The organism is Acidovorax sp. CF316 (genome assembly GCF_000276605.1).
In the GTDB taxonomy this organism is placed as follows: domain Bacteria; phylum Pseudomonadota; class Gammaproteobacteria; order Burkholderiales; family Burkholderiaceae_C; genus Acidovorax.
Window position 1 is genome coordinate 14,735 of record NZ_AKJX01000038.1, and the last position, 14,748, is coordinate 29,482.

General features: G+C 69.3%; 15 protein-coding genes. 3 read left to right on the forward strand and 12 right to left on the reverse strand.

All coding sequences use genetic code 11. The annotated features are described in order from the left end of the window. Window positions 1-58 precede the first annotated feature (58 nt). Together PMI14_RS04945 and alr are read right to left on the reverse strand one after the other, a co-directional pair. Window positions 59-946: a hypothetical protein gene (locus PMI14_RS04945; protein WP_007850540.1), complete on the reverse strand. Its 888-nt coding sequence runs from the start codon at window positions 944-946 to the stop codon at window positions 59-61. A gap of 123 nt (window positions 947-1,069) precedes the next feature. Beyond that, entirely contained in the window at window positions 1,070-2,176 is a 1,107-nt protein-coding gene (alr, locus tag PMI14_RS04950; protein WP_007850543.1) for an alanine racemase, read from the reverse strand. Window positions 2,177-2,310: 134 nt separating this feature from the next. On the opposite strand from alr, the gene lplT reads away from it, so the two are divergent. After that, window positions 2,311-3,615, forward strand: coding sequence for a lysophospholipid transporter LplT (gene lplT, locus PMI14_RS04955; RefSeq protein ID WP_007850546.1), 1,305 nt, complete (start codon window positions 2,311-2,313; stop codon window positions 3,613-3,615). Between the two features lie 155 nt (window positions 3,616-3,770). Next, window positions 3,771-4,256 carry a glutathione peroxidase gene (locus PMI14_RS04960; protein ID WP_007850549.1) on the forward strand — a complete coding sequence of 162 codons (486 nt, stop codon included), beginning with the start codon at window positions 3,771-3,773 and terminating at the stop codon, window positions 4,254-4,256. A 9-nt stretch (window positions 4,257-4,265) separates the two neighbouring features. Here PMI14_RS04960 and PMI14_RS04965 read toward each other — a convergent pair whose 3' ends face one another. Both PMI14_RS04965 and PMI14_RS04970 read right to left on the reverse strand, forming a co-directional pair. Next, a complete protein-coding gene (locus tag PMI14_RS04965) occupies window positions 4,266-4,754 on the reverse strand; it encodes an N-acetyltransferase (protein WP_108016669.1) in 489 nt (162 codons plus the stop codon). Between the two features lie 35 nt (window positions 4,755-4,789). Further along, the gene (locus PMI14_RS04970; protein ID WP_007850553.1) at window positions 4,790-6,004 is read right to left on the reverse strand and encodes an acyltransferase family protein; all 1,215 of its coding nucleotides are present in this window, start codon (window positions 6,002-6,004) and stop codon (window positions 4,790-4,792) included. Window positions 6,005-6,135: 131 nt separating this feature from the next. Between PMI14_RS04970 and PMI14_RS04975 the strand changes: the two genes are divergently transcribed. Beyond that, window positions 6,136-7,068 carry a LytTR family DNA-binding domain-containing protein gene (locus PMI14_RS04975; protein WP_035202412.1) on the forward strand — a complete coding sequence of 311 codons (933 nt, stop codon included), beginning with the start codon at window positions 6,136-6,138 and terminating at the stop codon, window positions 7,066-7,068. Window positions 7,069-7,079: 11 nt separating this feature from the next. Here the strand turns inward: PMI14_RS04975 and PMI14_RS04980 are convergent, their stop codons facing one another. The 8 genes from PMI14_RS04980 to PMI14_RS05015 all read right to left on the reverse strand — a co-directional run. Continuing rightward, on the reverse strand, window positions 7,080-7,628 hold the full coding sequence (locus tag PMI14_RS04980) for a dihydrofolate reductase family protein (RefSeq protein WP_007850558.1): 549 nt from the start codon (window positions 7,626-7,628) through the stop codon (window positions 7,080-7,082). Next, on the reverse strand, window positions 7,625-8,350 hold the full coding sequence (locus tag PMI14_RS04985; protein WP_007850560.1) for a YafY family protein: 726 nt from the start codon (window positions 8,348-8,350) through the stop codon (window positions 7,625-7,627). Before PMI14_RS04985 ends, PMI14_RS04980 begins: the two co-directional genes overlap by 4 nt. A 50-nt stretch (window positions 8,351-8,400) precedes the next feature. Further along, entirely contained in the window at window positions 8,401-8,922 is a 522-nt protein-coding gene (locus PMI14_RS04990; RefSeq protein WP_007850569.1) for an MGMT family protein, read from the reverse strand. Between the two features lie 20 nt (window positions 8,923-8,942). Beyond that, window positions 8,943-9,407, reverse strand: a complete 465-nt coding sequence (locus tag PMI14_RS04995; protein WP_007850572.1) for a GyrI-like domain-containing protein — start codon at window positions 9,405-9,407, stop codon at window positions 8,943-8,945. Between the two features lie 181 nt (window positions 9,408-9,588). Beyond that, window positions 9,589-10,509 (reverse strand): ProQ/FINO family protein, encoded by a 921-nt coding sequence (locus tag PMI14_RS05000; RefSeq protein ID WP_007850574.1) that lies wholly within the window; start codon window positions 10,507-10,509, stop codon window positions 9,589-9,591. 110 nt (window positions 10,510-10,619) lie between these two features. Next, window positions 10,620-11,879: a glycolate oxidase subunit GlcF gene (gene glcF / locus PMI14_RS05005; protein WP_007850575.1), complete on the reverse strand. Its 1,260-nt coding sequence runs from the start codon at window positions 11,877-11,879 to the stop codon at window positions 10,620-10,622. Between the two features lie 54 nt (window positions 11,880-11,933). Further along, window positions 11,934-13,046 carry a glycolate oxidase subunit GlcE gene (gene glcE, locus PMI14_RS05010; protein ID WP_007850576.1) on the reverse strand — a complete coding sequence of 371 codons (1,113 nt, stop codon included), beginning with the start codon at window positions 13,044-13,046 and terminating at the stop codon, window positions 11,934-11,936. 270 nt (window positions 13,047-13,316) lie between these two features. Next, window positions 13,317-14,748, reverse strand: a 1,432-nt coding sequence (locus tag PMI14_RS05015; protein WP_007850577.1) for an ammonium transporter, incomplete at its 5' end; no start/stop codon positions are given.

Genomic DNA, 14,748 nt, shown 5'->3' on the forward strand with positions numbered 1-14,748 from the left:
GGGATGACACACACCTAGACCGGTGTGCTGAATAACATGCGCCCGACAGGCGCGGCGCTCAGCGCGCCTTCATGCTGGACTGCATGGCGCGCACCGCTTCAGGCAGCGAATTCACATGCGGCAGGAAGTGGTCGATGGCGAACCCCAGGGCCACAGCACACACCACGGCACCGAGCATGGGCTTCCAGGTCAGGCGCACCGCAGCGCTGAGCCAGCCCTCGCGCTCCACGCCCATGGCGGCGCGCGCCGTCACCACCGAGAAGGCCAGCTCCACCGCCACGGTGAGCAGCACATCCCAACCGAAGAACAGCATGGCCAGCGCACCCGCGCCGAAGACGATGGCCGAGCCGATGAGGAAGATGGCGACGATGGGGATGACCACCACCGCGCCCTCGTCGGCGCCCGACACCGCGTCGGCCGCGCCACTGGCCAGGTCGCCCAGGCCGGAGCCCGCATCCGACAGGGCGGAGCCGAAGTCGCCCGATCCACTGCCGGTGTGGACCGAGCCGCCCGAACGCGGCATGGGCATGCCTTGCCCACTGCCGCCACGCCAGGAGACGGCATCGAGCGCGATGTCCGCCACATCCCCGGCGGCCTCGACCGCGTCCCCGGCACCGCCATCGGAACCGTCGTCCTCCCGCTGCACCAGGCGCGCCGCCCACATGCGCAGCACCAGCAGGTAGCCGATGTAGCCCACCGACAGGGTGATGAAGTAGCGCAGCGCCAGGGTCTCCATGCCCAGCAGCATCTGCACATGCGAGGTGCACCACATGATGAGCAGCGTGAAGCCGCCGATCAGGAAACCATGCAGGCGCAGGCTGTAGCGCTGTTGCAGGCTGTCCGCCAGGTGGTGCCGGGGCTGCATGCGCACGGAGCGCCAGTTCGACGCCTTCTTCTTGCGGGACGGGTTGCTGCTGCTACTACTGCTGCTGCGCTTGTCGGCCATGGCGTGGCTCCTGTCGGCTGGATGGAGAGGGGAATCCGCCGCGCAGCGTACCCTATCTGCACCGGTTCATCCCCCGGTCCGCAGGCCCGACCGTGAACAGATGCTCAATTGGTGTGAACAGCCCTAACCGACACTGACCGGTACGCGCTGGGCCAGCGCGCACATCAGCTCCCAGGACACGGTCCCCGCCGGCTGGGCCACTTCATCAATGGTCAGCACGGCGCCGTTGCTGGCGCGGCCCCAGAGCGTGACCTCGCTGCCAAAACCCGCCTCCATGCCCGACTGCAGCAACGGCGTCAGGTCCACGGTGACCATGTCCATGCTCACCCGGCCCACAATGCGCGTGCGCACGCCATTGACCAGCACCGGCGTGCCAGTGGGGCAGTGGCGTGGGTAGCCATCGCCATAGCCGCAGGCGGCCACGCCGATGGTCAGCGGCCCCTCGGCGGTGAAACTGGAGCCGTAGCCCACGGTGTCGCCCGCCTGCAGCTGCTGCACGGCCAGCAGCTTCGTGGACAAGGTCATGGTGGGCGCCAGCCCCCAGTGCCCGGCCGTATTTTCCGGGTGATCGGGCGCATTGCCGTACAGCACGATGCCCGCGCGCACCCAGTCGGCGCGCACCCCCGCGTCGCTGCTGTGGCGCAGCGTGGCGGCGCTGTTGGAGAGTGTGCGCTCACCCGGCAGGTCTGCGGTGGCAGTGTTGAACGCGGCCATCTGGTGGGCGATGCCGCGCGGGCCGTCTGCGTCGCTGAAGTGGGTCATGAACGAGATCTCGTCCACCTGGGGCAGCGCGTTGAGCCGTGCCCAGGCGGCGCGGTAGCGCTGTGGCGTGAAGCCCAGACGGTTCATGCCCGAGTTCATCTTCAGGAACACGCGGTGCGGTACCTGGGTCTTGTGGGTGGCGAGCATGTCGATCTGCTCGTCGCAGTGCACGGCATGCCAGAGCCCCAGGCGCGAGCACAGCTCCAGGTCGCGCAGCTCGAACACGCCTTCGAGCAGCAGGATGGGACCCCGCCAGCCCAGCTGGCGCACGCGCTCGGCCTCGGCCAGGTCCAGCAGGGCAAAGCCATCGGCCCCGCGCAGGCCCTCGTACGCCCGCTCGATGCCATGGCCATAGGCATTGGACTTGACCACGGCCCAGACCTTGGCGTCGGGCACGCTCTTGCGCACGCGCTCCAGGTTGTGGTGCAGGGCGGCTGTGTGGATGGTGGCTTGTATCGGGCGGGGCATGGGGTTTGACCGGGTGGGATGTCCTGGATTCTGGCACCGGGGCCGTTTACCCACGTGATATAACCATCTGTCGGCCAACAGGCTCCCCATATTTAACAGGGCATCAGTCCAACTGATGCAGCACCAGCCATTCGATGAAGCGCGGTTTCTACACCATCATGTCGGCGCAGTTTTTCAGCTCGCTGGCCGACAATGCGCTGTTCGTGGCCGCTGTCGAACTCCTCCGTTCGGAAGGTGCTCCCGAATGGCAGCGCGCCGCATTGGTGCCCATGTTCGCACTGTTCTACGTGGTACTGGCGCCCTTCGTGGGCGCTTTTGCCGACGCCCTGCCCAAGGGCAAGGTGATGTTCGTGAGCAATGCCATCAAGGTCGTGGGCTGCCTGATGATGCTGTTCGGCTCACATCCGCTGATCGCCTACGCGGTGGTCGGGCTCGGCGCTGCAGCCTATTCCCCGGCCAAGTACGGCATCCTGACCGAACTGCTGCCCGCCTCCCAGCTGGTCAAGGCCAACGGCTGGATCGAAGGGCTCACCATCGCCTCGATCATCCTCGGGGTGCTGCTGGGCGGCCAGCTCGTGGGGCAGAACCTCTCGGGCATGATGCTCAACATCGACATCCCGATGATCGACACGGGCGTGGACACGCCCGCCGAATCGGCCATCGCCGGGCTGATCCTGATCTATGCGCTGGCGGCCTGGTTCAACACCCGCATCCCGCACACCGGCGTCGAAATGCGCCCCATGCGCGCCGACCCTTCGCGCAGCATCCTGGCCAACACCATGGCACTGCTGCCCGACTTCTGGGCCTGCAACAACCGCCTGTGGCGCGACAAGCTGGGCCAGATCTCGCTGGCCACCACCACCCTGTTCTGGGGCGCGGGCGGCAACCTCAAGTTCATCGTGCTGGCCTGGGCCGGTGTGGCACTGGGCTACAACACCACGCAGGCCTCGGCCCTCACGGGCGTGGTCGCCATCGGCACGGCCGTGGGCGCGGTGGTGGCCTCCATGCGCATGCGGCTCGATATGGCCACCCGCGTCATCCCGCTGGGCATCGCCATGGGCCTGTTGCTGATACTGATGGTCTTCATCAAGAACATCTGGCTGGCCATTCCCTTCCTGATCCTGCTGGGCGGCCTGGGCGGCTACCTGGTCGTGCCCATGAATGCGCTGCTGCAGCACCGCGGCCACAACCTGATGGGCGCCGGCCGCTCCATCGCCGTGCAGAACTTCAACGAGCAGGCCTGCATCCTGGCGCTGGGCGCCTTCTACAGCCTGTCGCTCAAGTTCGGCCTGTCGGTGTTCGGCGCGATCACCATCTTCGGCCTGGTGGTCGCGGGCATCATGTGGATCATCCGCCGCTGGCACCAGCGCAACTGCGTGAACCACCGCGAAGAGGTCGAGCACCTGCTGCACATCGCCCGCCAGGACGCGCATCACTAGGCTCCCCCTGAGGCGCTGCGCGCCATCCCCCTGAGGGGGACGCCACCCGTGCGGCGGGGCGGCCCTTGCACGGTGGCACTGGCATGGGCCGCGCCATCGCACCGTTCGCGCCGCAAACGGCTACCATGGCTTCTTGATCCACCAAGGAGCCCTGCATGCCCGACAGCATCTACGATTTCGAAGCCCAGCAGATGAATGGCCAGAGCGTGCCGCTCGCGCAGTACCAGGGCAAGGTGATGCTCATCGTCAACACGGCCAGTGCCTGCGGGTTCACGCCGCAGTTCGGCGGGCTCGAAGAGCTGCACAAGGCGTATGGCGACAAGGGGCTGGTGGTGCTGGGCTTTCCCTGCAACCAGTTCGGCAGCCAGGACCCGGGCAGCAACGACGAGATCGCCAGCTTCTGCCAGCTCAACTACGGCGTGAGCTTTCCGATGATGGCCAAGATCGACGTCAACGGGGCCAATGCATCGCCACTGTACAAATGGCTCAGTGCAGAGGCCCCGGGCCTTCTGGGCAGCAAGGCCATCAAGTGGAATTTCACCAAGTTCCTGGTGGGCAAGGATGGCAAGGTCATCCGCCGCTATGCCCCGCAGGACGCGCCCAAGAAGCTGGCGGGCGACATCGAGGCGGCGCTGGCCTGACAACAGGTTCTAAGGTTCAGCCCTGGGCTGCCAGCGGCAGAGCACGCGCTCGCGGCCCGTGGTCGGGTGGCGGTCGTGCCCGTGCTCCTGCAAACCGCAGCGCGTGTAGAAGCGGCGCGCCCGCAGGTTGCTGCTGGCCACATGCAGCGACCAGCCCTGCGGGCAGAGCGTACACACCCGGGCCACCAGGGCAGCGCCGATGCCACCCCCTTGCACGCCGGGGTCGACGAACAGCTGGTGCAGGTGCGACGCCTGCATCTCCAGCACCAGGAAGGCCACAGTGGTTCCGCCCTGCTCCCCCACCAGCGTGAGGCACGGCGGACCGAACTCGGCCTGCACCCGCGTGAGCCAATGCGCCAGGGGCGCGACCCCGGCCACGGACGGATTGGCCGAAGCCCAGGCCCGCCGCCACAGGGCGGCCAGTGCCGGGGCGTCCGCCGCGGTGGCAGGGCGTACCCGTGACAGCGCGGCAAGGTCGGGTGGGGTGGAGGAGTCCATGCGGCCAGTATCGCGCCATCCCTGCATCCATCGCCTCACGGCATCTGCGGCAACCCCTGGGAGGGCCTCGCCGCCGGCGTGCGCGCAGCCGCCCCTTTCTTCGGCAGCCCGAACAGTGGCCGCAACCATCCCACACGCTGCACCACGGCGGTGACGGCCCAGCACACCAGTACCGTGCCGGCCAGCAGGACCAGCGGCTCCAGCACCGGGCCGAGCTGCCACCGCGCCAGGGCCACCACCAGCACGATGATCGCGGTCTGGTGCAGAACATACCAGGGGTAGATCGCCTCCTGGGCCCAGCGCAGCCAGGGCCAGGGCCGGTTGAGCCGGTGGTGGGCCCAGCCCAGGATGGCCAGCAGCATGCTCCACAGGTACAGGTCGGCCAGCACGCGCACGGCGGTGCGCGCCAGCCAGCCGCCCTGCTGCACGGCCACGCCACGCAGCGCGGAGAAAAGCACCAGCACAAGCAGCGCCCCGGCCAGGGTGCGCCAGCGCAGGCGCACCAGTTCGGCCCACAGGCCGGCATCGAGCCCGATCCAGTAGCCGTACAGGAACAGCGTGAAGTACACCGCATGCAGCCAGGCATCGTGGATGAGGTCGTGCGTGGGCGGGAAATGCCGCCACAGCAGTACCGAGTACAGCGCCAGCGGCAGCACGGGCACGGCCAACAGCGCCGAGCCCCGCAGGCCCGTGAAGGCCTGGCGCAGCCGCTGGCCCGCAGCCGACTCCAGCCAGGGCAGCAACAGGGCCAGCACCAGGGTGTACGCCCACAGGTAGGCCAGGTACCACAGGTGGTTCCAGGTGATCCCGGCCTCCCAGCCATCGAAGGCCCCGGCCGGCCAGGTGCTGCCGCCGTAGTAGCGCAGCAGGAAGGCACCGAAGCCCGGGGCGATGAGCCCGTTGGCCACGCCCTGTGCATAGGGCTGGTAGGGAACCACCACGGCCATGCCGAACGCCAGCGGCAGCAGCAGGCGCCAGCTGCGCACCCGGACGATCCCGGCAACGGTCTGGCCTCGGCGCACCAGGCCGAACGCCAGGCCCGAGACCAGGAACACCAGGTCCATGCGCCACAGGTTCAGCGCCCGCATGGGCGCCTGCAGCCATTCGGCCGCGTGCGGGCTCTTGAGGTGCCAGTGCCAGTCGGCCACGTAGTACATGGCAACGTGGTAGACGATGACCAGGGCAAAGGCCAGGGCGCGCAGGGCATCGATGTCGTGGCGCCGGGAGATGGGGTGGGATGGAGCAGTCATGGGCCCATGCTCGGCCGCCTCGGGGCCACGGTGCGCCGCCGCGGGACCGGAACCACCCCTTTTGGGACGAGCGGTGGCCGGCAGGGATGGGCCCGGGCACCGGCTTTGCGCGTCCTGCCTACACTTGCGCCATGTCGCCGCCCACCCTGCCTTGGCCCGAACGCTACCGCCCCGTGCGCCGCAGCGCCGAGGTGGCGTTCTGGGCGATTCTGCTGCTGGTGCAGGCGGCCTTCAACAGCGTGGTGACGCTGATCGACCTGCGTTCGGCCGGGCGGCCGGTCGCCGCCTGGGAGCCAGCGCTGTGGGAGCTGTCGAGCGTGCTGGTGGTGGGGCTGCTGATCCCCGCCATCGTGGCCTTCGAGCGGCGCTTTCCACTGCACTGGGACACGCTGCGCCACCACCTGCCCTGGCACCTGGTGGGCAGCGTGGCCTACTGCAGCATCCACCTGGCCGGAATGATGGCCCTGCGGCACCTGGCCTATTCCAGCATGGGCGCCGAATACCGGCTGAGCGGCCCATGGTGGGCGCAGTGGGGCTACGAGTACCTCAAGGACGTGCGCACCTATGCGCTTATCGTCAGCAGCCTGGTGGGCTACCGCTTTCTGCTGCTGCGGCTGCAGGGCGAGGCCCGGGTGCTGGACCGGCCCGAAGAATCCCCTGCCACCCCGGCGGGACCGCCGTGCGCCACCGGACCGGCGGCGCACGAACCGCCACCGCCCCCGCCGACCTCACGCCCCGAACGCTTCCTGGTGCGCAAGCTGCGCCGCGAATTCCTGATCGCCGCCAGCGACATCGCCTGGCTGCAGGCCGAGGCCAACTATGTAGGCCTGCACGTCAACGGGCACGACTACCTGGTGCGTTCCACCCTGGCGGACTTCCTCACGCAACTGGACCCGGCGCGCTTCGTGCGCGTGCACCGCAGCTATGCCGTCAACCTGGACGCGGTGGCCGAGATCGAGCCACTGGACAGCGGCGACGCCCGCCTGCGCATGAAAGATGGCAGCACCGTGCCATGCAGCCGGCGCTACCGCAGTGCGCTGGCCCAGCCAGGCGCAGCGAACTGATCCGTCGCTCGCTACTCTAGCGACTCCCGCTTGAAGTGCTGCGTCAGGACGCCGTTCGGATAGACCTGGTGCGCCCGCAGCGCCCAATGCTGCCGCGCCATGGCCTGCGGCACGCCCCACAGCGGCAGGCCCGCCCCCAGCGTCACGGGAATGGTGGCCAGCATCAGGTGGTCCACCAGCCCTGCGCGCAGGAACTGCCCTGCCAACTGGCCGCCGCCCACCAGCCAGACCTGCCGCAGCCCTTGTTCCACCCACTGCGCCACCAACTGCTGCGGCTGCGCGGCACCCCAGCGCACGCTGGGCGGCAGCGTCCCCTCCGCAGGCGCTTGCTGGTGGCTGAGCACCCAGGCCGGCCGCTCGCCATAGGGCCATTCGCCGAAAGAGCGGGCCACGGCATAGGTGCTGCGCCCCATGGCGAGGCCATCCACCCCGGCCATGAACCCCGCCAGACCGTAGTCGGTGCCAGCCTGTTCGAAGGGATGCAGCCAGTCGAGCTCGCCGCCCGGGCCGGCAATGAATCCGTCCAGCGTTGCGGCCACGTAGTAGGTGACTTCCGTCATGCGCAGGGCGCCTCATCGTTCAAGGAAGGGGGGCGGGAGGCCATCTCCGCCTCCACTTGGCGCAGCATGTCGGCCAGGGTCTTGCCTGGCTCCTGGCGGAAGCGCTCGGGCAGCACGGTGAGCTCGGCAATGCGGTCGATGCGGAAACCCCGGAAGTCTTCGCGCAATTCGCACCAGGCCGACAGCGTCCAGACCTTGCCCCAGTAGAAGCAGCCCAGGGGCCGCAGGCGGCGCACGCTGGGTCGCCCCTGCACGTCGGCATAGTCGATCTGCACCACATGGCAGCTGTGCACCGCCTCGCGCAGCGTCTGCAGGGTGGCCTGGGCCCGCGGCCCCAGGCCCACCGAAGGCGCATAGAGCGCCTGCGACTCCGCGGCCACCCGCGCCTCGGGTGGCAGCACCGAGAGGATCTTGCCCAAAGCCCCTTCCACCTCGCGCGCCAGCCCGGCATCGAGCCAGGCCTGGGCCAGCCGCGCGGCGGCCACCAGGGCGTTCGCCTCGCCCTGGCTGAACATCAGCGGCGGCAGGTCGAAACCCGCCCCCAGGCGGTAACCCACGCCCGCCTCGCCCTCGATGGGCACGCCCTGGTGCTGCAGGTCGGCCACGTCGCGGTAGATGGTGCGCTGCGACACCTCCAGCCGCTCGGCCAGAAAGGCAGCGGTGGACAGGCGCCGACCGCGGATGAGCTGGACGATCTGGAACAGGCGGTCGGCACGGCGCATGAAAAAGGTCCGGAATAAAAGACGCAAAAGGAATGAAGACGGACAGGCCCTTAGCCTGCAGACACGCCACGGCGGCGTGGGCGCGGGACGGGGGCTGGGACCGCCGGGTCCTGCACGCGCAGCAAGCGGCCCTGCTGCTCGATCACATGGCCTTCGGCCTCGAGCCGCTGCATCTGGCGCTCCACGCCGCCCGGGTACTTGGGGTTCAGGCTGCCGTCGGCCTTGAGCGTGCGCCAATACGGCGTGCCGTCCGGCTGCTCGGCGCCAGCGCCCTGGGCCTCTGCCAGTTGCTCGGCCTCGTCGGCAGCGCGCGCCACCAGTGTGGCGAAGATGCCGGTGGTGACCACGCAGCCCACATCGGCGCCCTGCGCCTGGGCCATGTCCGCCGCCAGGGCCCGCACCGTGGTCCAGCGCCCTGCGGGAACACGGCGCATGGCGGCATCCACGTCGAGCGGCGAGGGCACCAGCATGCGCCCCTCGCCCAGGCGTGCGCGCAGGGGCTCGGGGATGGGCTTGACCTGCGGCAGGTGCCGATAGGCGGCAAGCTTCTCGCGCCAGGAGCTGGTGGCCATGGCAGCAGCGGTGCAGCGGCCTAGACGCCGATGTGGATGGCCACGCGGTCGGGGCCGGCGTAGGCCTCGAAGTCGGTGGTGAAGCGGCGCCTGATCTGCGGGTTCTCGCCGAAGTAGCGCCAGACCTCGCCCCAGGCATCGATCACCATCTGCGGCATGGTGCCCTGGCCGTGGAACACCAGGTAGTCGCCCGCCTCGATCTCCACCGTCGTGGCCCCGCCCGCGATGTCCGCGCCCTCGGGGGCATCCACGCCCGCCGTGACGTCGAAGGCGCCATGCTCGTTGGATTCGTAGGCGCTGTAGACGCCGAAGATGCGGCCGTCCGCCCCGGGGCGCGGCAGCTTGTGCTCCCAGCTCTCGCTGAAGAAGCGGTCCCACAGGCCTCCGATGCGGGAGGTCTCGGGGTTCATCTCGTCGCTGTTGCGGGTGCGCACGGCAATGCCGGCAACGCGGAAGGCACGAATCTTTTCAGAAACGGGTGGCATGCGGATTTCTCTCTCTCATTGGTTGTAATGAGCCCCGATGGTGCCGGCCTGCTGCTGACAACCTGGTGTCAGCAGGATGGCGCCACCGGGGACAAATTGCAATCAGGTGCGAGAGGAAAGAGTGCCGTTCGAGGCCCTGCAATGGCTGCTGCCACTGCAGTGTCAGCAGCGGCGCCCCGGCTCAATCGGCCGCGGGGGCGGGGGCAGCAACCGCTGCGGCGACCACCACGGCGCGGTAGCGGCGGGCGCGCTCCAGCGTCTGGCCCACGGCCCGGGCCGCCATGCCGTACATGTCGGCAAAGGCTTCCAGGGTCTGGCCGCTGGCCTCGAAGGCGCGCAGCAGGGCTTCGTCGCGGGCATTGCGTGCCGACCACTCGGCAAAGGCCTCTTCGAGCAGGGCATTGGCCTCGTCGTCGCGGCCGGACACCAGCTCGGTATAGGCCTCGCGCGTCAGGCCCGAGGCTTCGAAGGCCTGGACCATGCGGTTGCGCAGCTTAGGCAACAGGTCTTCGGTGGCGCGGGCCTTGTTGTTCTTTCGGCGGCGATAGACCTCCAGCAGCGCATGGTGCACATGCTCCGCGGCCATGGCCTCCACCGGCTGGCCCGCCAGGTCATGGCGCTTGTCGCCTGCGGCCACGCTCTGCAGGTAGCGGGTGGAACGGGTGTGGATGCCCAGTGCCACCTTGAGCGCTTCGCGCTCGAACAGCTCGGGGTGGGCCGCCTGCAGGTCCTGGAAGATGCCGCGCTTGAGCGGGCGGAACACCGCGCCAAAGAGCTGCGGGTACAGGCCGGCCAGCTGCTCCAGCACAGGGTGGGTGCGCGGCGGCGTGCGCTGGCCCGACGGGCCCGCTGGTGCGCCGTCTGCGGCCTGGGCAGCCGCCTCCGGGGCACGCTGGCGTGCGCCGCGCTGGCCATTGCCGTTGTTGCTGCTGCGACCACCCCGGCCGCCGCGGTTGCGCCGGGCCTTGTCGGCAGGCGCAGTGGTGGCGCCCTCTCCGGCTTCGGCCACGGCGGGCGCGGCCGATGCGGCCTGGTCTGCCGTGGGGGCAGCGGCGGCGGGCGCGGCGATCTTCTGTTCTTGTTCTGGCACGTTGTCGGTCATGGCGTAGCGGAAAAGGGAAGGGGGCAAGAAAACCCTCAATCATGCCAGCCTTGGCGCCTGGCGCCTAATGCGGGCCCTGGCCGACCATCCGGCCGGCGCGCCATCGCCGCTCAACGCCCTGCGGCGATGGCTTCGTCCAGCACCTCGATCCAGTGGCGCACGGGGGTCGCCGTGCCGCTTTGCAGGTGCGTGATGCAGCCGATGTTGGCCGAGAGGATGGCCGCGGGCGGCTGCTCGCCAAAGGCCTCGTCCAGGGCCCCGAGCTTGCGGTCGCGCAACTGGTAGGACAGGCCGGGGTTGAGCACCGAGTAGGTGCCGGCCGAGCCGCAGCACAGGTGCGATTCGTTGCGCGCCACGCGCAGCGTGAAGCCCAGCCTGGCGAGCTGCGTCTCCACGCCGCCGCGCAGTTTCTGCCCGTGCTGCAGCGTGCAGGGGGGGTGGTAGGCGTACTGCACGCCGTCCGGCAGCCTGACGCGCCCCGCCAGGCGCTCGGCCAGCTCGGGCAGCAGGTCCGGCAGCAACTCGGACAGGTCGCGTGTGAGCGCGCTGATGCGCGCCGCCTTGGCCGCGTACTGCGCGTCGTCCTGGAGGATGTGGCCGTACTCCTTGACGGTGACGCCGCAGCCCGAGGCGTTCATGACGATGCACTCCACCCCGCCCGCCTCGACCAGCGGCCACCAGGCATCGATGTTGGCGCGCATCTGCACCTTGCCGCCCTCCTGGTCGTTGAGGTGGAACTTGACGGCACCGCAGCAGCCCGCCTTGGCCGCCACCAGGGTCTGTATGCCCGCCGCATCGAGCACGCGCGCCGTGGCGGTGTTGATGCCGGGCATCATCGCGGGCTGCACGCAGCCGGCCAGCATGAGCACCTTGCGCGCATGCAGCCCCGTGGGCCAGGCGCCCGGGTTCTGAGGCGCCGGCACCTTGGCCTTGAGGGCCGCGGGCAACAGGCCGCGCAGCATCTGCCCGGCCTTCATCGCCGGGGCGAACAGGGGCGAGGGCAGGCCTTCCTTGAGTGCCCAGCGCAGGGCCTGCTCGCCCAGGGGGCGTGGCACCTTCTCGTCCACGATCTTGCGGCCGATGTCCACCAGGTGGCCATACTGCACACCGCTCGGGCAGGTGCTTTCGCAGTTGCGGCAGGTCAGGCAGCGGTCCAGGTGCATCTGGGTGGCACGCGTGGGCGCCTGCCCCTCGAGCACCTGCTTGATCAGGTAGATGCGGCCGCGCGGGCCGTCGAGCTCGTCGCCCAGCAACTGGTAGGTGGGACAGGTGGCGGTGCAGAAGCCGCAGTGCACGCACTTGCGCAGGATGGCCTCGGCCTGCTGGCCATCGGCGCGGGCGCGGTATTCAGGGGACAGTTGGGTTTGCATGGTGCATGCCTGACAGTTGAAGGGTTCGGCCGCGGCCGACGGATCGGCTCGGCCCTACCAGCCCGCCGCCATGCGCCCGGGATTGAAGATGCCGGCCGGATCGAAGCTGTGCTTGAGGCGCCCATGGATCTGCTCCAGGGCCCGCGATGGCAGGGGTGCATGCCCCGCGCCGCCGGGCTCGCGCGCCGCGGGCGCGCGGAACATCGCCGCGCTGCCACCCACGGACCGCGCCGCTTCGCGCAGCGCATCGCCTGCGGATTCGGGCGCCTGCACCCAGCGCAGCGCACCATGCCATTCGACCAGGGGTTGCCCACCACCGGGCAGGGCCATCGCGGGCGCGGTGGCCGGCAGCGACAGGCGCCACAGCGCCTGCCCGGGCGCACGCGCGGCAAACCAGGGCAGGGACTGGTCGCGGCAGGCGCTCCAGTCGGCGGCCACGGCGGCACCCTCCAGGCGCTCGCCGCCCATGCTGCGGCAGGCGGCCTCCACGGCGGCCACGGCGCCGCGCAGGCGCAGGTGCAGCACACCATCCTGCCAGCGGCTGGCATTGAGGGGCAGGGGCTGGCCGCCCCAGGCATGCAGGCGGCGCAGCGCCTCGTCCTGCCCGCATGCGAAGCGCAGCGTGGCCTCGGCAGGCGCCACCGGCAGCACCTTGAGGCTGACCTCGGTCAGCAGGCCCAGCGTGCCCCAGGAGCCGGCCACGAGGCGCGGTACGTCGTAGCCTGCCACGTTCTTCATGACCTGCCCGCCAAAGGTCAGCAATTCGGCCCGGCCGTTGAGCAGCACCACGCCCAGCAGGTAGTCGCGCACGGCGCCCACGCTGGCGCGCGCCGGACCCGAGAGGCCGGCCGCCACCATGCCGCCGACCGTGGCGGCCTGCGGCTGCGCACCGAAATGCGGGGGCTCGAACGGCAGGCATTGGCCCTGGGCGGCCAGGGCCGCTTCCAGCTCGGCCAGCGGCGTGCCGCTGCGCACGGTGACCACCAGTTCGCTCGGCTCGTAGTCGACGATGCCCCTGAGCACCCGGGTGTCCAGCACCTCGCCATGCAGCGCCAGGCCGTGGAAGTCCTTGCTGCCGCCGCCGCGGATGCGCAAAGGGGTCTGGTCGGCAGCAGCGGCGCGCACGCGTTCGGTGATCTGGGAAAGGGCGAAATCCATGCCGTGCATCGTAGCGGCTGCACCCTGCCAGGGCACCTGGCGTGGCCGTGAATTTTTTGAACGGCCGGCGTGAGGCCCGCGATGGGCGCTGGGCCCCGCGCAGCCCGCCAATGAAAAACCCGCCGAAAGGCGGGTTGCTCAAAAAGAAGCCCGCCGGGTGGCGGGCCAAGGGATCCCAGGAGGATTCCGAGGAGACTCTCGCAGAAAAATCAAACGGTTCAAAAAGGCAGGGGGCCAGGGCTGCGGCACCACCAGACACTGCAGCCCCGGCCGGTCCCGTCAACGGCTGTACGCCGTTTCGCCGTGCGATGTGATGTCCAGACCTTCGCGCTCGGCCTCTTCTGAGACACGCAGACCCACGGTGAGGTCCACGATCTTGTAGGCGATGAAGGACACCACGCCCGACCACACGATGGTCAGCAGCACTGCCTTGGCCTGGGTCCACACCTGTGCGGCGATGGAGTAGTCCGCAGACGTCACCATCGTGGCCGTGACCCAGTCGGCCACATAGCCGGGGCCACCCAGGCCAGGGGCGTTGAACACACCGGTCAGCAGTGCGCCGACAATGCCGCCGATGCCGTGCACGCCGAACACGTCCAGCGAATCGTCAGCACCCAGCATGCGCTTGAGGCCGTTCACACCCCACAGGCAGGCAAAGCCACCCACCAGGCCGATGACCAGCGCACCACCGATGCCCACGTTGCCAGCAGCTGGCGTGATGGCCACCAGACCGGCGACGGCACCCGAGGCAGCGCCCAGCATGGATGCCTTGCCGCGGGCCAGCGCCTCACCGATGCACCAGGCCAGCACGGCTGCGGCCGTGGCCACCAGCGTGTTGATGAAGGCCAGGGCGGCAAAGCCGTTGGCTTCGAGTGCGGAGCCGGCGTTGAAGCCGAACCAGCCCACCCACAGCAGCGAAGCACCCACCATGGTCAGCGTCAGGCTGTGCGGAGCCATGGCTTCCTTGCCGTAGCCGATGCGCTTGCCCACCATGATGGCGCCTACCAGGCCAGCCACAGCAGCGTTGATGTGCACCACGGTACCGCCAGCGAAGTCCAGCGCACCCCACTGCCAGATCTTGCCGGCCTTGCCGGTCATGGCATCGACAACTTCCTTGCCTGTGTAGGCATCGGGGCCCATCCAGAACCACACCATGTGGGCGATCGGCAGGTAGCTGAAGGTGAACCACAGCACCATGAACAGCATGACGGCACCGAACTTGATGCGTTCAGCGAAGGCACCGACGATCAGGGCACAGGTGATGCCGGCAAAGGTGGCCTGGAAGGCTGCGAACACCACTTCCGGAATCACGACACCCTTGCTGAAGGTCGCGGCATTGGCAAAGGTACCGGCCGCGTTGTCCCAGATGCCCCTCATGAACAGGCGATCGAAGCCGCCAATGAACGCACTTCCTTCGGTGAATGCCAGGCTGTAGCCGTAGATGAACCACAGCACCACGATCATCGAGAACGTGACCATGACCTGCATCAGTACGGAGAGCATGTTCTTGCTGCGCACCAGGCCACCATAGAACAGGGCCAGGCCGGGCAGGACCATCAGGATCACGAGGATGGTGGAAGTCATCATCCAGGCGGTGTCGCCCTTGTTGGGCACGGGGGCTGCTGCTGCAGCAGGTGCGGCTTCGGCCGCAGCGGCGGGGGCAGGAGCGGCCGCAGGGGCAGCAGCGGGTGCCGCGGCAGGGGCAGCAGCC

Bases quoted from the DNA above. Each gene is read 5' to 3' on its own strand.
- PMI14_RS04945 (WP_007850540.1), bottom strand. From the start codon at position 946: ATGGCCGACAAGCGCAGCAGCAGTAGTAGCAGCAGCAACCCGTCCCGC.
- alr (WP_007850543.1), bottom strand. From the start codon at position 2,176: ATGCCCCGCCCGATACAAGCCACCATCCACACAGCCGCCCTGCACCAC.
- lplT (WP_007850546.1), top strand. From the start codon at position 2,311: ATGAAGCGCGGTTTCTACACCATCATGTCGGCGCAGTTTTTCAGCTCG.
- PMI14_RS04960 (WP_007850549.1), top strand. From the start codon at position 3,771: ATGCCCGACAGCATCTACGATTTCGAAGCCCAGCAGATGAATGGCCAG.
- PMI14_RS04965 (WP_108016669.1), bottom strand. From the start codon at position 4,754: ATGGACTCCTCCACCCCACCCGACCTTGCCGCGCTGTCACGGGTACGC.
- PMI14_RS04970 (WP_007850553.1), bottom strand. From the start codon at position 6,004: ATGACTGCTCCATCCCACCCCATCTCCCGGCGCCACGACATCGATGCC.
- PMI14_RS04975 (WP_035202412.1), top strand. From the start codon at position 6,136: ATGTCGCCGCCCACCCTGCCTTGGCCCGAACGCTACCGCCCCGTGCGC.
- PMI14_RS04980 (WP_007850558.1), bottom strand. From the start codon at position 7,628: ATGACGGAAGTCACCTACTACGTGGCCGCAACGCTGGACGGATTCATT.
- PMI14_RS04985 (WP_007850560.1), bottom strand. From the start codon at position 8,350: ATGCGCCGTGCCGACCGCCTGTTCCAGATCGTCCAGCTCATCCGCGGT.
- PMI14_RS04990 (WP_007850569.1), bottom strand. From the start codon at position 8,922: ATGGCCACCAGCTCCTGGCGCGAGAAGCTTGCCGCCTATCGGCACCTG.
- PMI14_RS04995 (WP_007850572.1), bottom strand. From the start codon at position 9,407: ATGCCACCCGTTTCTGAAAAGATTCGTGCCTTCCGCGTTGCCGGCATT.
- PMI14_RS05000 (WP_007850574.1), bottom strand. From the start codon at position 10,509: ATGACCGACAACGTGCCAGAACAAGAACAGAAGATCGCCGCGCCCGCC.
- glcF (WP_007850575.1), bottom strand. From the start codon at position 11,879: ATGCAAACCCAACTGTCCCCTGAATACCGCGCCCGCGCCGATGGCCAG.
- glcE (WP_007850576.1), bottom strand. From the start codon at position 13,046: ATGCACGGCATGGATTTCGCCCTTTCCCAGATCACCGAACGCGTGCGC.